The organism is Pseudomonas sp. FG13 (assembly GCF_057809755.1).
On record NZ_JBMDKO010000013.1, the window covers coordinates 103,235 to 118,352 of the forward strand.

Annotated in this window: 16 protein-coding genes; 6 read left to right on the forward strand and 10 right to left on the reverse strand. The window is 61.9% G+C overall.

Going from position 1 to position 15,118, the window contains the following annotated elements; translation table 11 throughout:
• Nucleotides 1-3: 3 nt before the first annotated feature.
• The 4 genes from ACODTO_RS13565 to ACODTO_RS13580 all read right to left on the reverse strand — a co-directional run bounded on the left by ACODTO_RS13565 (nucleotide 4) and on the right by ACODTO_RS13580 (nucleotide 3,625).
• Nucleotides 4-486 carry a thioesterase family protein gene (locus ACODTO_RS13565; RefSeq protein WP_139640751.1) on the reverse strand — a complete coding sequence of 161 codons (483 nt, stop codon included), beginning with the start codon at nucleotides 484-486 and terminating at the stop codon, nucleotides 4-6.
• 121 nt (nucleotides 487-607) lie between these two features.
• Nucleotides 608-1,573: an L-carnitine dehydrogenase gene (locus ACODTO_RS13570; protein WP_489106574.1), complete on the reverse strand. Its 966-nt coding sequence runs from the start codon at nucleotides 1,571-1,573 to the stop codon at nucleotides 608-610.
• Nucleotides 1,574-1,714: 141 nt separating this feature from the next.
• Nucleotides 1,715-2,602 (reverse strand): 3-dehydrocarnitine:acetyl-CoA trimethylamine transferase CdhC, encoded by an 888-nt coding sequence (gene cdhC / locus ACODTO_RS13575; protein ID WP_489106575.1) that lies wholly within the window; start codon nucleotides 2,600-2,602, stop codon nucleotides 1,715-1,717.
• A 72-nt stretch (nucleotides 2,603-2,674) separates the two neighbouring features.
• The gene (locus tag ACODTO_RS13580; RefSeq protein ID WP_041021085.1) at nucleotides 2,675-3,625 is read right to left on the reverse strand and encodes a choline ABC transporter substrate-binding protein; all 951 of its coding nucleotides are present in this window, start codon (nucleotides 3,623-3,625) and stop codon (nucleotides 2,675-2,677) included.
• A gap of 185 nt (nucleotides 3,626-3,810) precedes the next feature.
• On the opposite strand from ACODTO_RS13580, the gene ACODTO_RS13585 reads away from it, so the two are divergent.
• A complete protein-coding gene (locus ACODTO_RS13585) occupies nucleotides 3,811-4,752 on the forward strand; it encodes a GlxA family transcriptional regulator (protein ID WP_139640742.1) in 942 nt (313 codons plus the stop codon).
• Between the two features lie 117 nt (nucleotides 4,753-4,869).
• Here ACODTO_RS13585 and ACODTO_RS13590 read toward each other — a convergent pair whose 3' ends face one another.
• The 6 genes from ACODTO_RS13590 to ACODTO_RS13615 all read right to left on the reverse strand — a co-directional run bounded on the left by ACODTO_RS13590 (nucleotide 4,870) and on the right by ACODTO_RS13615 (nucleotide 7,877).
• Nucleotides 4,870-5,286: a DUF3010 family protein gene (locus tag ACODTO_RS13590; protein ID WP_139640740.1), complete on the reverse strand. Its 417-nt coding sequence runs from the start codon at nucleotides 5,284-5,286 to the stop codon at nucleotides 4,870-4,872.
• 78 nt (nucleotides 5,287-5,364) lie between these two features.
• On the reverse strand, nucleotides 5,365-6,141 hold the full coding sequence (locus ACODTO_RS13595; RefSeq protein ID WP_139640738.1) for a bestrophin-like domain: 777 nt from the start codon (nucleotides 6,139-6,141) through the stop codon (nucleotides 5,365-5,367).
• Nucleotides 6,142-6,210: 69 nt separating this feature from the next.
• Nucleotides 6,211-6,669: a hypothetical protein gene (locus ACODTO_RS13600; RefSeq protein ID WP_175362370.1), complete on the reverse strand. Its 459-nt coding sequence runs from the start codon at nucleotides 6,667-6,669 to the stop codon at nucleotides 6,211-6,213.
• A 149-nt stretch (nucleotides 6,670-6,818) separates the two neighbouring features.
• Nucleotides 6,819-7,142 (reverse strand): helix-turn-helix domain-containing protein, encoded by a 324-nt coding sequence (locus tag ACODTO_RS13605; protein ID WP_139640736.1) that lies wholly within the window; start codon nucleotides 7,140-7,142, stop codon nucleotides 6,819-6,821.
• The gene (locus ACODTO_RS13610; protein ID WP_175362427.1) at nucleotides 7,126-7,392 is read right to left on the reverse strand and encodes a type II toxin-antitoxin system RelE family toxin; all 267 of its coding nucleotides are present in this window, start codon (nucleotides 7,390-7,392) and stop codon (nucleotides 7,126-7,128) included. Before ACODTO_RS13610 ends, ACODTO_RS13605 begins: the two co-directional genes overlap by 17 nt.
• Before the next feature lie 83 nt (nucleotides 7,393-7,475).
• The gene (locus tag ACODTO_RS13615; RefSeq protein WP_175362371.1) at nucleotides 7,476-7,877 is read right to left on the reverse strand and encodes a lysozyme inhibitor LprI family protein; all 402 of its coding nucleotides are present in this window, start codon (nucleotides 7,875-7,877) and stop codon (nucleotides 7,476-7,478) included.
• 234 nt (nucleotides 7,878-8,111) lie between these two features.
• Between ACODTO_RS13615 and ACODTO_RS13620 the strand changes: the two genes are divergently transcribed.
• The 5 genes from ACODTO_RS13620 (at nucleotide 8,112) to etfA (ending at nucleotide 15,115) form a co-directional block, all read left to right on the forward strand.
• Nucleotides 8,112-9,089, forward strand: coding sequence for a dipeptidase (locus tag ACODTO_RS13620; protein WP_024776566.1), 978 nt, complete (start codon nucleotides 8,112-8,114; stop codon nucleotides 9,087-9,089).
• 80 nt (nucleotides 9,090-9,169) lie between these two features.
• Nucleotides 9,170-9,700 (forward strand): DUF5943 domain-containing protein, encoded by a 531-nt coding sequence (locus ACODTO_RS13625; protein WP_024776567.1) that lies wholly within the window; start codon nucleotides 9,170-9,172, stop codon nucleotides 9,698-9,700.
• Nucleotides 9,701-9,715: 15 nt separating this feature from the next.
• Nucleotides 9,716-11,776, forward strand: a complete 2,061-nt coding sequence (gene dgcA / locus ACODTO_RS13630; protein ID WP_047702362.1) for a dimethylglycine demethylation protein DgcA — start codon at nucleotides 9,716-9,718, stop codon at nucleotides 11,774-11,776.
• 169 nt (nucleotides 11,777-11,945) lie between these two features.
• Nucleotides 11,946-13,895 (forward strand): dimethylglycine demethylation protein DgcB, encoded by a 1,950-nt coding sequence (gene dgcB / locus ACODTO_RS13635; RefSeq protein ID WP_489106576.1) that lies wholly within the window; start codon nucleotides 11,946-11,948, stop codon nucleotides 13,893-13,895.
• Nucleotides 13,895-15,115, forward strand: a complete 1,221-nt coding sequence (gene etfA, locus ACODTO_RS13640) for an electron transfer flavoprotein subunit alpha (RefSeq protein ID WP_139640727.1) — start codon at nucleotides 13,895-13,897, stop codon at nucleotides 15,113-15,115. The genes dgcB and etfA overlap by 1 nt, the downstream gene beginning before the upstream one ends.
• Nucleotides 15,116-15,118 lie beyond the last annotated feature (3 nt).

Consider the following 15,118-nt stretch of genomic DNA (forward strand, 5'->3'; position numbering starts at 1 on the left):
TTTCTAGGCTTGGCGGGCAGGCGGCAGGGCGATGACCCGACCGATGCAAGCCGACGGCGGCAGCTCGGACTGTTCGCTGATCAAGGCCTTGAGTTTGCCCAAGGTAGGTTCCGTGAAAGGCGCCGAACGCGGGCCCGCCAAATCGACGTGCAGCAGCATCTGTTCGTTGCCCGCCAGCTCCTTGTCGCCGCCCACCAGGTGCAGGCTGTGGTAGAGATGCAAGCGTTTGGCGTCGTGACCGATGATCTGCGTATGCACTTCGACGTTGGCGTCGACCTTCACTTCGTGCAGGTAATTGAGGTGCAGTTCGAGGGTGAACAACGAGTGGCCGCTGGCGTCGCGGTTCTGGCTGTCCATGTCGAGCATGTCCATCAGTGCGTCGGTGGCGTAGCTGAAAATCAGCAGGTAGTAGGCGTCGCGCAGGTGACCGTTGTAATCGACCCATTCGGGGCGGATGTGGGTTTGGTAGGTGGTGAGGGTGGGCATGGTTCAGGTTCCGACAGGTGTGGTGACTGGTCTGGCCTCATCGCGAGCAGGCTCGCTCCCACCTGTGCGATGCAGATCCAATGTGGAAGCGAGCCTGCTCGCGATGGAGGCCAGAAAAGGATTACTCGGTAAACGCCATCCCATGCTTCTCTTTCGTGGTCCTTACCGCTTCCAGCACCGCCAGCAGGCAATCGTCACGATAGCGCTCCAGCGCCGAAATGCTGTGGCTGCCCAACTGATCGCTGGTGCCTTCCACCACATCGTCGATCAGCTTCTCGGTCAGTTCCGGCGCCGGCAGGTAGGTCCACGGCAATTGCAGCGCCGGGCCGAACTGGGCCATGAAATGGCGCATCCCGGCATCGCCGCCAGCCAAGGTGTACGTCAGGAACGTACCCATGAACGACCAGCGCAGGCCGGCACCAAAACGAATGGCATCATCGATTTCCCCGGTGGTCGCCACGCCGTCGTTGACCAGGTGCAGGGCTTCGCGCCAGAGCGCTTCAAGCAGGCGATCGGCGATGAAGCCGGGGACTTCCTTGCGCACGTGCAGGGGGCGCATGCCGAGCGATTCATAGACCTGCATGGCGGCCTGGATGGCTTCGGGCGCGGTGTTCTTGCCACCGACCACTTCCACCAGCGGCAGCAGGTACACCGGGTTGAACGGGTGACCGACTACGCAGCGTTCCGGATGGGTGGAACCTTCGTAGAACTCGCTCGGCAGCAGCCCCGACGTGCTGGAGCCGATCAGCGCATTGGGCTTGGCGGCAGCGCTGATCTGGCTGTGCAGTTGGAGTTTGAGTTCCAGGCGCTCGGGGGCGCTCTCCTGGATGAAGTCGGCATCGCGCACGCATTCTTCGATGGTCGCGACAAAGCGCAGTCGGTCCTGGGAAGCGCCAGGCGCCAGGCCTTGTTTCTCCAGTGCGCCCCAGGCACTGGCGACGCGTTTGCGCAGCGCTGCCTCGGCACCCGGTGCCGGGTCCCAGGCCACGACGTCCAGGCCATGGGCCAGGGCCCGGCTGATCCAGCCGCTGCCGATGACGCCACTGCCCAGGGCGGCGAAGGTCTTGATGTCGGTGATAAAGCTCATGGTGGTTTCCTGAAGAATGCGATGAACTGAATGTGGGAGCGAGCCTGCTCGCGATGGCGGAGTGTCAGTCGGCACATCGATAGGCTGTTGTACCGCTATCGCGAGCGGGCTCGCTCCCACAGGGATATGCAAAGGCTTGGGTCAGCCGCGTTTGGTCAGGCCCATTTTCTTGCGGCCTTCAGCGGGCGTGAGCACGCGGGCACCGAGGCGGCTGAGGATTTCGCCGGCTCGTTCCACCAGTTGGCCGTTGGTGGCGAGCACGCCTTTGTCCAGCCACAGGTTGTCTTCCAGTCCGACCCGTACGTTGCCGCCCAGCAGCACCGCCTGGGCGGCCATTGGCATCTGCATGCGCCCGATGCCGAAGCCGGCCCACACCGCGTCCGCCGGCAGGTTGTCGACCATGGCTTTCATGGTGGTGGTGTCGGCCGGAGCGCCCCATGGGATGCCCAGGCAGAGTTGGAACAGGGGGTTGTCCACCAGACCTTCCTTGATCATTTGCTTGGCGAACCACAGGTGGCCGGTGTCGAAGATTTCCAGTTCGGCCTTGACCCCCAGCTCGGTGATGCGCCGAGCCCCGGCCCGCAGTTGCGCCGGAGTGGAGACGTAGATGGTGTCGCCGTCGCCGAAATTCAGGGTGCCGCAATCCAGGGTGCAGATTTCCGGCAGCAATTCTTCGACATGGGCCAGGCGGGTCAGCGGTCCCACCAGATCGGTGTTGGGACCGAACTCCATGGGCCGCTCGCCGCTGCCAATCTCCAGGTCGCCACCCATGCCGGCGGTGAGGTTGACGATGATGTCCACGTCAGCCTCGCGGATGCGTTCCATCACTTCGCGATACAGCGCCACGTCGCGGCTGAACTTGCCGGTCTGAGGGTCGCGGACGTGGCAATGGACCACTGTAGCCCCGGCCTTGGCGGCTTCGACAGCGGCCTCGGCGATCTGTTTCGGCGTGACCGGTACGTGAGGGCTCTTGGCGGTCGTGTCGCCAGCACCGGTGAGTGCGCAGGTGATGATGACGTCGTGGTTCATGGTGCGGTTTCCTTCAGGCGTAGTGAGTCACTGCGCAGCCAGTTGAGTGCCACGCAGAGGAATAACGTTCGATCAGTTACTGGTCAGTTTCAGGTTGTCGGCGGCCGGCTTGCCATCGAAGGTGGTCACGCCTTCGAGCCAGCGCTGCTTGTCCTGCGGATGGTCCTTGAGCCATTGCCGGGCCGATTCGAGCGGGTCCTTGTGATCCAGCAGCGGCTGCATCATCCGGCTCTCGTCTTCGGCGCTGAAGGTCAGGTTGCTCAGCAACCGGCTGACGTTCGGGCATTGTTCGGCGTAGTTCGGCGCCGTGACGGTCCAAACGGTGGCCATGCCTTCATTCGGGCCGAGGGCGTCGTCGCTGCCGGTGAGGTAGGTCATCTGTACGTTGACGTTCATCGGGTGCGGTGCCCAGCCGAAGAACACCACGGCTTCCTTGCGCCGCACGGCACGGTCCACGGCGGCGAGCATGCCGGCCTCGCTGGACTCCACCAGTTGGAATTTGCCCAGGCCGAACTGGTTCTTGGCGATCATTGCCTTGATCTGGGTATTGGCGCCGGAGCCGGGTTCGATGCCATAGATCTTGCCGCCCAGTTCCTTTTCGAACTTGGCGATGTCGGCGAAGGTCTTCAGGCCCTTGTCGGCCAGGTAAGTCGGCACGGCCAGGGTGGCGCGGGCATCTTTCAGGCTGGGTTGCTCCAGCACCTTCACCTGCTTGGCCTCGACGAACGGTGTGATGGTCTGGGTCATCAGCGGGTTCCAATAGCCCAGGAACATGTCCAGTCGTTGATCGCGGATGCCAGCGAAGATGATCTGTTGGGAAGCGCTGGTCTGTTTGGTCTGGTAGCCGAGGCCGTCGAGCATCACCTGGGTCAAGGCGCTGGTGGCGATGACGTCGGTCCAGTTGACCACGCCCAGGCGCACGTTCTGGCACGCGGCCGGTTCGGCTGCCAGGGTGGTGGAGCTCATGCCCAGAAAGGTGGTACCGCTGAGTGCAAGAACGCAGTAGCTGATCAGTCGTTTCATGTCGGGTTCCTCGGCAGCTTATTGTTATGGGTTCCGGTGTCTGCGCGCCGGTGATGCCAAGTTACGCAGCCGGCCCTTTCGCAAAACGCACTGCGGCGACTCGCACTTGCACAGCAGCGACCTCTTGAATGGCCCCTGCAAGTGGCGTATCAAGACTCCCACGCTACCCGTCGACCGAGTGCGCCATGTCCCAGGATTTCTATTTTTTGCTGATGCCGGGTTTTTCGGCCATCGGCTTCATTTCGGCCATCGAACCGTTGCGGGTCGCCAATCGCTTTCGTGGCGAACTGTACCGCTGGCATGTGCTGAGTGCCGATGGCGGCGCGGTCCTGGCCAGCAATGGCATGTCGGTCAACGCCGACGCTGCGCTGGAGCCGTTGAAAAAAGGCGCGACCCTGTGGGTGGTGGCGGGGTTCGAACCGCTGAAGTTCGCCACTCCGGCGTTGGAGCGCTGGTTGCACCGACTGGACAAGGAAGGCGTGACCCTGGGCGGCATCGATACAGGCAGTGTGGTCCTGGCCGATGCGGGATTGCTGGAAGGGCACCGCGTGACCCTGCACTGGGAGGCCATCGAGGCGTTCAAGGAGTCCTATCCACAGCTCAGCGTGACCCAGGAGCTCTTCGAAATCGACCGCCGCCGCATCACCTGCGCCGGGGGCACTGCCTCCATCGATCTCATGCTGGACCTGATCGGCCAGGCCCACGGCGCGGACCTGGCGATTCAGGTCAGCGAACAATTCGTGCTCGGTCGCATCCGGCCGCGCAAGGATCACCAGCGCATGGAAATCGCCAGCCGCTACGGCATCCGCAACAAGAAGCTGGTGCATGTCATCGGTGAGATGGAAACCCACAGCGAGCCGCCCCTGAGTACCCTTGAACTGGCCGATTCCATCGGGGTTACCCGTCGCCAGCTCGAACGGCTGTTCCGTCTGCACCTGAACGACACCCCCAGCAATTTCTACCTGCGCCTGCGCCTGGAAAAGGCCCGGCAACTGCTGCGCCAGACCGACATGAGCGTACTGGAAGTGAGCATCGCCTGCGGGTTCGAGTCACCGTCGTACTTCACCCGCAGTTATCGGGCGAGGTTCGAACGCTGCCCTCGGGAGGATCGGCGCAAGGTGGTCTGAGGGCCGAACACAGGCCCTGTGGGAGCGAGCCTGCTCGCGATGACGGTGGCAAATCCAACATGGATACCTACTGATCCACCGCCTTCGCGAGCAGGCTCGCTCCCACAGGAAATCTGCTTATTGCTTCATCAACGCCGCACACGCCGTCTTGTAAGCCTCATGCTGATATTTGTTCAGCGTCGCTGGCAGGGCGAAGTCGTGTTTTTTGTGTTGCGCGTTGATCGTCTGCGGTGAGAGCAGCGTCACGTCGCAACCTTCCAGCAACTGCAAGACCCCTTCAATCTTGAAGGTTGTCGGGCCGCCGGCGAACTCGCCTTTCTTGCTGCGTTTCTTGATCGCGATGCGCTCGATCGCGTTCTCGGCGACGAACGCCCGTACCCGGGCCGCGAAAGCCTTGACGTTGGCGGCTTCGTCATCATCGTCCAGGGCGATTTTCCGGGTGTTCAGCGCGACGTGGCTCAATGCCTGTTGATCCAGCGAAGCGACGGCGATGATCGCTTCGCTGCCTTTGATTTCGATGCCGCAGATAATCATTCGAGCCTTCGGAGTGGGGAGGTATGAGGTCCAAGTCTATCCATATCGGAGCCGGGGGACGTGGTGATTTTTATCGCCTCAGTCCAGGGACTTGCGCAGATCCAGCATGATTTTGTCGAAGTAGTCGACTCGGATAACGCCGAAGCGGGGGTACTCGAAGTCCAGGATCACATACAACACGCAGACCATGACCACCGCGTAGCCCAGGCTGTGCAGCCAGTGACGCTGCGCCGTGCCGGCCATGCCGTAGCCGATCAGTACGGCACTGACCAGGGTCATGGTCACCAGCATCAGGTAAATGATCAGTGGTGGGTGGGTTTCGTGGGCCACGGCGCGGGTGGTGGTGATGTCGATCATTTCGTTCTGCGCCTGCAGCACGCTGACGCCCAGGGTCGGCGTGGGCATCTGCTGCAGGGCGGCGACGGTGCGTTTCCAGATGGTTTGCTGCAACTCGTTGGCCCGGTCATGGGCGGCTTCGTCGATCTCATCCTCGCGCAAGTCGCGGTAGTAGTCGATTCGGGCGTCGACATAATCCCTGAATGCCTGGCGCACCGCCGGTTGCTCGGCGGCCGGCAGCAGGTCCAGGCGCAACCAGGCGGTGCCCATCGCGTTGGTTTCGGCGACGATCAGCGTTCGCTGCTGATCCAGGCGCGAGGCGGCACCGGAGAAGGTAAAGGCAATCAGCAGCGCCAGCAGGCCGAACACTGCGCCTTCAATCGCTCCAACGCCCTGGCGGGCACCCTCCGGGTCCAGGGCAAGATGGCGGTTGCCGATCCGGCGACCGGCCTCGATGCCCAGCACGATGGCGATGAAAATGGCCACGCCGTAGAAGGGCAGGACGGTAAGCGCGTGCATACGAAAATCCCTTGAATGTCGTGCTCGACTCGTCTGTACGGCTAGACCTGACGATGACCGGTGAGTCCCTCAAAGGGTGAAGTTATCCCGTCCCTGGATGGAGAAACTGCCCTGGATAACGCTTCCGGCGGGTCCGAAAGTGAAACTACCGAGGTAGGTTTCTTCCTCGTGATTGAAAATCACCGAGACCGAGCCGTTGTCGGCGTCGTTGGTCAGGAAGCGTGTCTGGCCATTCTCCGCCCACATTGTCCAGTAAGTGACGTGCACCTTCCGCTCCCCGATCACCAGGGTCTCGTTGGTCACTTCTGGGCTGAACACCATTTCGATTCCGCGAATGACCCGTTCGGCGGCCGTGTCCGGCACCTGGACGGCGGAAAGCGTCAGGCGTAGCTGTCGGTCCGTCGTGTAATAGTCGTAGGCAAAATTGATCATGTTGGACTGGAAGGGCGCGCCGTCCTCCAGCTGGGCGACAACATTGCCGGATGATGGGGTTTGCCGGGTCTGAGGCAAGATATGTTGAGTCAGCATGATCAGCTCCCTGGCGATTAGGCCGGAGTCACGTGAATTCCTGTCACGTGCTGATCCTAGGCTTCTCTGTTTGGCCCGCCTACTGTCAGAGTTGACAGTAGGCGGCTAGTGGACTGTGAGGCCGATTCGGGGATTCGAGCACTAGAGCACTAGAGCTCCAGTTGATCGGCATGGATACCAAAGGCCGCGGCAATCTTCTCGCGAGTGGCCCGGCGGGGTTTTGCAACGGACTCCTGCTGGGCAAAGGCCGGTTGCGAAATGCCCAGGCGCTTGGCGACGTCGTCCTGGGTCAGGTTCAGATGTTCGCGCCAGGCACGGATGGGGGTTGCGCCGTCGACGATGCGGCTGACCACCTCATGGGGGATTAGCTCTGGCTCCAGTTTTTGTGCAACGTATTGTGAGTACGGAATCACCACAAATGCCGGATTTCCCTCGGCATCGTTGATGATCTGAATATCAGTAGGTACGTTCATCGCGTTTCTTGACCTCTTGAATGCTGACGACCTTGATCGCCCCGTCCCAATCGAACATGGCTCGATAGCTCCCAACTCGAAGGCGGTAAGCGTAGCCATGGCCGACAAGCGCTTTGACGTTCACCACATCAGGCATTTCAGCGAGAGCCGAGATGGCGTCCCGGACCTGAACCTGATGGAGAGAATGCAATTTCAGAAGCTGCTTAACGGCTTTTCGGGTCCAGTAGAGATGGTGTTTATGAAGGAATATAAGTCTTTTATAAGATTTTCGAATTCTGACTTATATTTTTTCAGACGCCAATGCATGAACGGTGTCTGGATATTGCCCCGTCATCACTCCTGCCCAATCGACTCCAAAAACTCCGACCGATCATCGCTCACCTGGGCCATGCAGTCGTTTTCGGCGATTTTGTACGCTTCGCTGCCCGGTTTGGCCGGGAAGGCGGCGATGGCGCAGTCGGCGTCGCGCTGTTTTTGCCACAGTTGCTGGGCGGCCTTGATCTTGCCGGTGATGTCGTTGAGCTGGGCCTTGTCGCTGCCGTAGCGGGTCTGCAGGCGTTCGTTGAGGCTTTGCAGGTTTTCGCTCAACAGCTGTTCGGCGGCCGTCTTGCCATAGGCCGAGCAGGCCAGGGTCTGGACGTCGTTTTCGACGGCGTCGCAGGGGTTCTGTTCGGTGTCTTCGGTCGCATGGGCGACGGTGCTGATCAGTGCCAAAGCCAGGAGGATTGATTTCATTGCGGTGCCGCTCGAGTCCAGTGAAAACCAGTGATGCAGCGGATTCTGGCGCAAGCGCCGGGCAAAGAACAGACGGGGAGGGTGGGCCTGTCGCAGCCCTTTGTCGCGGATTGACGCTTTCGGCAATTCCCCTGTCGTTTTTGCACCGGGTCGCCACGGCCCTCAGGCATATGCTGGCCCCAAAGCGCCGGCAGACGATTCGGCGCATGAAATCCGATAAAAGGGGACTGCCTGATGAGCCCAGCCGAATTGCACGCCGACAGCATCGTTATCGACGGGCTGATCATTGCCAAATGGAACCGCGACCTGTTCGAAGACATGCGCAAGGGCGGCCTGACCGCTGCCAACTGCACCGTGTCGGTATGGGAAGGCTTCCAGGCCACCATCAACAACATCGCAGCCAGCCAGAAACTGATCCGCGAGAATAGCGACCTGGTGATCCCGGTGAAAACCACTGCGGACATCCGCCTCGCCAAGGAACAGGGCAAGACCGGCATCATCTTCGGCTTCCAGAACGCCCACGCCTTCGAAGACCAGCTCGGTTACGTCGAGATCTTCAAGCAGCTCGGCGTCGGTGTGGTGCAGATGTGCTACAACACCCAGAACCTGGTCGGCACCGGCTGCTACGAGCGCGACGGTGGCCTGTCGGGTTTCGGTCGTGAAATCGTTGCCGAGATGAACCGTGTCGGCATCATGTGCGACCTGTCCCACGTCGGTTCCAAGACTTCCGAAGAGGTCATCCTCGAGTCGAAGAAGCCCGTCTGCTACTCCCACTGCCTGCCGTCCGGCCTGAAAGAGCACCCACGCAACAAGTCCGATGAAGAACTGAAATTCATTGCCGATCATGGCGGTTTCGTCGGCGTGACCATGTTCGCGCCGTTCCTGGCCAAGGGCATCGATTCGACCATCGACGACTACGCCGAAGCCATCGAATACACCATGAACATCGTCGGTGAGGACGCCATTGGCATCGGTACCGACTTCACCCAGGGCCACGATCAGGCGTTCTTCGAAATGCTGACCCACGACAAGGGCTACGCCCGTCGTCTGACCAGCTTCGGCAAGATCATCAACCCCCTGGGCATCCGCACCGTGGGCGAGTTCCCGAACCTCACCGAAACGCTGCTCAAGCGCGGTCATTCCGAGCGAGTGGTGCGCAAGATCATGGGTGAGAACTGGGTGAACGTTTTGAAAGACGTCTGGGGCGAATAAACGCCGCTGTTGCACTGAATCCTTTACCTGCGGCCATCCGCGCCGCAGGCAACATCACGAATTTCCGGAGTCAAGTTTCAATGGCCAAAATCGCCCCTCAACTGCCTATCGAAGTCGACAGCGAAACCGGTGTCTGGACCTCCGACGCCCTGCCGATGCTCTATGTACCGCGTCACTTCTTCGTCAACAACCACATGGGCATCGAGGAAGTGCTGGGCGCCGACGCCTACGCCGAGATCCTCTACAAGGCCGGCTACAAATCCGCCTGGCACTGGTGTGAAAAAGAAGCCGAATGCCACGGCCTGGAAGGCGTCGCGGTGTTCGAACACTACATGAAGCGCCTGTCGCAACGTGGTTGGGGCCTGTTCAAGATCCAGGACATCGACCTCGACAAAGGCACCTGCAGCGTCAAGCTCGAACACTCGGCATTCGTGTACGTGTACGGCAAGGTCGGACGCAAGGTCGACTACATGTTCACCGGCTGGTTCGCCGGTGCCATGGACCAGATTCTCGCTGCTCGCGGCAGTTCGATCCGTACCGTGGCCGAGCAGGTCTACGGTGGTTCCGAAGAAGGCCACGACGACGGCCTGTTCATCGTCAAGCCGTTGTAAGTCGAGGATTGCGCCATGGCTTTTGAAGCAATGTTCCAGCCGATCCAGATCGGCAAACTGACCATCCGCAACCGCGTGCTCAGCACCGCTCACGCCGAGGTCTATGCCACTGACGGCGGGATGACCACCGACCGGTACGTGAAGTATTACGAAGAGAAGGCCAAGGGCGGCATCGGCCTGGCGATTTGTGGTGGCTCGTCGGTGGTTGCCATCGACAGCCCGCAGGAGTGGTGGAGCTCGGTGAACCTGTCCACCGACCGCATCATTCCGCACTTCCAGAACCTGGCCGACGCCATGCACAAGCATGGCGCCAAGATCATGATCCAGATTACCCACATGGGCCGTCGCTCGCGTTGGGACGGCTTCAACTGGCCGACCCTGATGTCGCCGTCCGGTGTCCGTGAGCCGGTGCACCGCGCTACGTGCAAGACCATCGAGCCGGAAGAAATCTGGCGGGTGATCGGCAACTACGCCCAGGCCGCACGCCGGGCCAAGGCCGGTGGCCTGGACGGCGTCGAGCTGTCCGCCGTGCACCAGCACATGATCGACCAGTTCTGGAGCCCGCGGGTCAACAAGCGTACCGACGAATGGGGTGGCAGCTTCGAAGGCCGGATGAAGTTCGGCCTGGAAGTGCTCAAGGCCGTGCGCGCCGAAGTGGGCGACGACTTCTGCGTGGGCATGCGCATCTGCGGTGACGAGTTCCACCCGGACGGCCTGTCCCATGAAGACATGAAGCAGATCGCCAAGTACTACGACGACACTGGCATGCTGGACTTCATCGGCGTCGTGGGTTCGGGTTGCGACACCCACAACACCCTGGCCAACGTCATCCCGAACATGAGTTATCCACCGGAGCCGTTCCTGCACCTGGCCGCCGGTATCAAGGAAGTGGTCAAGGTTCCGGTGCTGCACGCGCAGAACATCAAGGACCCGAACCAGGCCACGCGGATTCTGGAGGGCGGTTATGTCGACATGGTCGGCATGACCCGTGCCCACATCGCCGACCCGCACCTGATCGCCAAGATCAAGATGGGCCAGGTCGACCAGATCAAACAGTGCGTCGGCGCCAACTACTGCATCGACCGTCAGTACCAAGGCCTGGACGTCCTGTGCATCCAGAACGCCGCGACCTCCCGTGAATACATGGGCGTGCCGCACATCATCGAGAAATCCACCGGGCCGAAACGCAAGGTGGTGGTGGTCGGTGCCGGCCCGGCCGGGATGGAAGCCGCTCGCGTGGCGGCTGAACGTGGGCACGACGTGACCCTGTTCGAGAAGAAAGAATTCATCGGTGGGCAGATCACCACCGCTTCGAAAGCCCCGCAACGGGACCAGATCGCCGGTATCACCCGTTGGTTCCAACTGGAACTGGCGCGGCTGAAAGTCGACCTGCGCCTGGGCGTGGCGGCCGACGCGGCGACCATCATGGACTTGCGTCCGGATGTGGTGGTGCTGGCGGTGGGTGGTCATCCGAACCTGGAGCAGAACGAGCACTGGGGCGCCGCCGAAGGGCTGGTGGTCAGCAGCTGGGACGTGCTCGACGGCAAGGTCGCACCGGGCAAGAACGTGCTGGTCTACGACACCATCTGTGAGTTCACCGGCATGTCGGTGGCCGACTTCCTCGCCGACAAGGGCAGCCAGGTCGAGATCGTCACCGACGATATCAAGCCGGGAGTGGCCATTGGCGGGACGTCGTTCCCCACCTACTACCGCAGCATGTACCCGAAAGAAGTGATCATGACCGGGGACATGATGCTGGAGAAGGTCTACCGCGAAGGCGACAAGCTGGTGGCGGTGCTGGAGAACGAATACACCGGGGCCAAGGAAGAACGCGTGGTTGACCAGGTGGTGGTGGAGAACGGCGTGCGGCCGGACGAGGAAATCTACTACGCCCTCAAGGAAGGTTCGCGCAACAAGGGCCAGATCGACGTCGAAGCTCTGTTCGCGATCAAGCCTCAACCGTGCCTGGAGCAGAGCGGCGATGGCTACCTGCTGTTCCGCATCGGTGACTGTGTGGCGCAGCGTAATACTCACGCCGCCATCTATGACGCCCTGCGGCTGTGCAAGGATTTCTAACGGCTTGTGGATAACCCAGTGGGAGCAAGGCTTGCCCGCGATAGCAGCGATACGGAGCATCTGACTGACCGAGTCAATCCCATCGCGGGCAAGCCTTGCTCCCACAGGAATCGAGCAAGACATCCAGGTTTCTGTGCCTGCAAGACCTGAGGTCTTTGGGAGCTTCACCATGCTGAACACCCTTCTTCCCATCCTGCTGTTCGCCGCTTTGGGCCTCGCGGTCCTTGGCGCCTTGCGGCGGGTGAACATGTGGCGCCGGGGGCGACCGTCCAAGGTCAACCTGATCGGCGGCCTCTTTGCCATGCCCAAGCGCTACATGGTGGATTTGCACCACGTGGTGGCGCGGGACAAATACATTGCCAACACCCACGTTGCCACGGCCGGTGGTGCGGTGGCATCGCTCGTGCTGGCGATCCTGGTGCACGGTTTCGGCCTGCATAACCGTATCCTTGGCTATGCACTGCTGTTGATGTCGGCGGTGATGTTCGTCGGTGCGATCTTTGTCTACCTGCGTCGGCGCAATCCGCCGGCGCGCCTGTCCAAAGGCCCGTGGATGCGCCTGCCGAAAAGCCTGTTGGCGTTCTCGGCATCGTTCTTCCTGGTGACCCTGCCGGTGGCCGGTATTCTCCCGGAAAACTTCGGTGGCTGGCTGTTGGCAGCGATCCTGGGCGTCGGCGTGCTGTGGGGTGTGTCGGAACTGTTGTTCGGCATGACCTGGGGCGGGCCGATGAAGCATGCCTTCGCCGGTGCCTTGCACCTGGCCTGGCACCGTCGTGCCGAGCGCTTTGGCGGTGGTCGCTCCACCGGCCTGAAGCCGTTGGACCTGAACGATCCCACTGCGCCGTTGGGCGTGGAGAAACCCAAGGATTTCACCTGGAACCAGTTGCTCGGTTTCGACGCCTGCGTGCAGTGCGGCAAGTGTGAAGCAGCCTGCCCGGCGTTCGCCGCCGGTCAGCCGCTGAACCCGAAGAAGCTCATCCAGGACATGGTCGTCGGCCTGGCCGGCGGCACCGATGCGAAGTTCGCCGGCAGCCCGTATCCGGGCAAGCCGGTGGGCGAGCACGGCGGCAATCCTCACCAGCCGATCGTCAACGGCCTGGTGGACGCCGAGACGCTGTGGTCTTGCACCACTTGCCGTGCCTGCGTCGAGGAATGCCCGATGATGATCGAGCATGTCGACGCCATCGTCGACATGCGTCGGCACCTGACCCTGGAAAAAGGCGCTACGCCAAACAAGGGCGCCGAGGTACTGGAAAATCTCATCGCCACCGATAACCCGGGCGGCTTCGCCCCCGGCGGACGGATGAACTGGGCGGCGGATCTGAACCTGAACCTGCTCAGCGAGAAGAAATCCACCGACGTACTGTTCTGGGTCGGTGACGGCGCCTTCGACATGCGCAACCAGCGCACCTTGCGTGCCTTCGTCAAAGTAATGAAAGCCGCGAATATCGACTTCGCCGTGCTCGGTCTCGAGGAACGCGACAGTGGCGACGTGGCCCGCCGCCTCGGTGACGAAGCGACGTTCCAACTGTTGGCCAAGCGCAATATCCAGACCCTGGCCAAATACAAGTTCAACCGCATCGTGACCTGCGACCCTCACAGTTTCCACGTGCTGAAAAACGAATACGGCGCCTTCGATGGCAACTACCTGGTGCAGCACCACAGCACCTACCTGGCGGAAATCATCGACGCCGGCGCCCTCAACCTCGGTCAGCACAAGGGTGACAGCGTGACGTATCACGACCCGTGCTACCTGGGTCGCTACAACGGCGAATACGAGGCGCCACGCCAGGTGCTGCGTGCCCTGGGCATCGAGGTCAAGGAAATGCAGCGTTCCGGTTTCCGTTCGCGTTGCTGCGGCGGCGGCGGCGGTGCGCCGATCACCGACATCCCGGGCAAACAGCGGATCCCTGACATGCGCATGGAAGATATCCGCGAAACCGGCGCCGAGCTGGTGGCGGTAGGTTGCCCACAGTGCACCGCGATGCTCGAGGGTGTGGTCGAGCCCCGGCCGATGATCAAGGACATCGCCGAGCTGGTGGCCGATGCCCTGCTCGAAGAGGCGGTGCCGAGCAAGTCTGCGGCCCCGGCCAAACGTGAACCTGCGGAGGTGCATTAATGAGCGACATCATCCGCCGCGACCCTCGCGCCGAGTGGATCGCCCGCAACCGCCTGCACCCGTTGCACGCGGCCATGCAACCGGTACAGCACAGCTGGATGGGGCCCAACGGCATCGTTCGCAAGAATGTCCATGGCGTCGGCTTCATCGGCCCCAACGGTATCAAGCGTATCGACCGCAGCGGCGCCCAGCAGGGCGGCACGGCCAAGCGCAGCGCCGCGACTGAGGTGCAACTGCCGTTGCATCAAGTGCCACAACCGGCGTTCCACATCTGTGTGGTGCCGGACATGGTGGGCGGACGCCTCAGCAGTCACGACCGCGATCTGCTGGGCCTGGCTCATCAGCTGGCCGGTACGGACGGTGCCGTGCTGGCAGTGGTCTTCGGCGAGCATAAGGAAAGCGCGTTCGCCACGGCCGGCGTCGATCGGCTGTTGGTGCTGGATGGCGAAGAATTCAGCGGTTATGCCCCGGAGCAACGTGTGCAAGGTCTGCGCGCTGTGGATAACCAGTTCAATCCGCGGCACTGGTTGCTGCCCGACAGCCGCAGCGGTGGCGCTGAACTGGGCCGGCGCTTCGCCGCGGCTCTGGGCGAACGCCCGGCTACCCGTGTCTGGCAGGTCAAGGGCGAGGAGTGCATCGGTCGTGCCGGCGCGGGCCTGCAGGACTTGGCCCGGCCTTTGGCCCGGTTGATCCTGGCGGCGGCCGAATGTGCCGAGCCGGTCAGCGAAACCCGACACGAAGCGTTGCCGGTTGAGTTATCCACAAGCGTGGCCCGTAGCCTGACGCGCATCGAGGACCTGGGCGCGGTGGCGGTGGATCCGGGCGCGATCCCGATGGCCGAAGCCGAGTTCATCTTCTCGGGGGGCAACGGGGTCAAGGACTGGGCGCTGTTCCATCAGACCGCTGCGGCCCTGGGCGCCACCGAAGGTGCTTCGCGGGTGGCGGTGGACGATGGTTTCATGGCCCGGGACCGTCAGGTCGGCGCCAGTGGTACCTGGGTCACCGCACGGGTTTATGTGGCCGTGGGGATTTCCGGGGCGATCCAGCACCTGCAAGGCATCGGTGCCTGCGACAAGGTGGTGGCGATCAACCTCGACCCGGGTTGCGACATGATCAAACGGGCAGACCTGTCGGTGATCGGCGACAGCGCGGCGATTCTTCAAGCCTTGATCGCGGCGGTAGAGGCTTACCGCAACGAGGCCAAGCGTGATGCGGCTTAAGCT

What these genes read in the sequence shown, in the direction of transcription:
- ACODTO_RS13565 (WP_139640751.1), bottom strand. Translation starts at nt 486, where the DNA reads ATGCCCACCCTCACCACCTACCAAACCCACATCCGCCCCGAATGGGTC.
- ACODTO_RS13570 (WP_489106574.1), bottom strand. Translation starts at nt 1,573, where the DNA reads ATGAGCTTTATCACCGACATCAAGACCTTCGCCGCCCTGGGCAGTGGC.
- cdhC (WP_489106575.1), bottom strand. Translation starts at nt 2,602, where the DNA reads ATGAACCACGACGTCATCATCACCTGCGCACTCACCGGTGCTGGCGAC.
- ACODTO_RS13580 (WP_041021085.1), bottom strand. Translation starts at nt 3,625, where the DNA reads ATGAAACGACTGATCAGCTACTGCGTTCTTGCACTCAGCGGTACCACC.
- ACODTO_RS13585 (WP_139640742.1), top strand. Translation starts at nt 3,811, where the DNA reads ATGTCCCAGGATTTCTATTTTTTGCTGATGCCGGGTTTTTCGGCCATC.
- ACODTO_RS13590 (WP_139640740.1), bottom strand. Translation starts at nt 5,286, where the DNA reads ATGATTATCTGCGGCATCGAAATCAAAGGCAGCGAAGCGATCATCGCC.
- ACODTO_RS13595 (WP_139640738.1), bottom strand. Translation starts at nt 6,141, where the DNA reads ATGCACGCGCTTACCGTCCTGCCCTTCTACGGCGTGGCCATTTTCATC.
- ACODTO_RS13600 (WP_175362370.1), bottom strand. Translation starts at nt 6,669, where the DNA reads ATGCTGACTCAACATATCTTGCCTCAGACCCGGCAAACCCCATCATCC.
- ACODTO_RS13605 (WP_139640736.1), bottom strand. Translation starts at nt 7,142, where the DNA reads ATGAACGTACCTACTGATATTCAGATCATCAACGATGCCGAGGGAAAT.
- ACODTO_RS13615 (WP_175362371.1), bottom strand. Translation starts at nt 7,877, where the DNA reads ATGAAATCAATCCTCCTGGCTTTGGCACTGATCAGCACCGTCGCCCAT.
- ACODTO_RS13620 (WP_024776566.1), top strand. Translation starts at nt 8,112, where the DNA reads ATGAGCCCAGCCGAATTGCACGCCGACAGCATCGTTATCGACGGGCTG.
- ACODTO_RS13625 (WP_024776567.1), top strand. Translation starts at nt 9,170, where the DNA reads ATGGCCAAAATCGCCCCTCAACTGCCTATCGAAGTCGACAGCGAAACC.
- dgcA (WP_047702362.1), top strand. Translation starts at nt 9,716, where the DNA reads ATGGCTTTTGAAGCAATGTTCCAGCCGATCCAGATCGGCAAACTGACC.
- dgcB (WP_489106576.1), top strand. Translation starts at nt 11,946, where the DNA reads ATGCTGAACACCCTTCTTCCCATCCTGCTGTTCGCCGCTTTGGGCCTC.
- etfA (WP_139640727.1), top strand. Translation starts at nt 13,895, where the DNA reads ATGAGCGACATCATCCGCCGCGACCCTCGCGCCGAGTGGATCGCCCGC.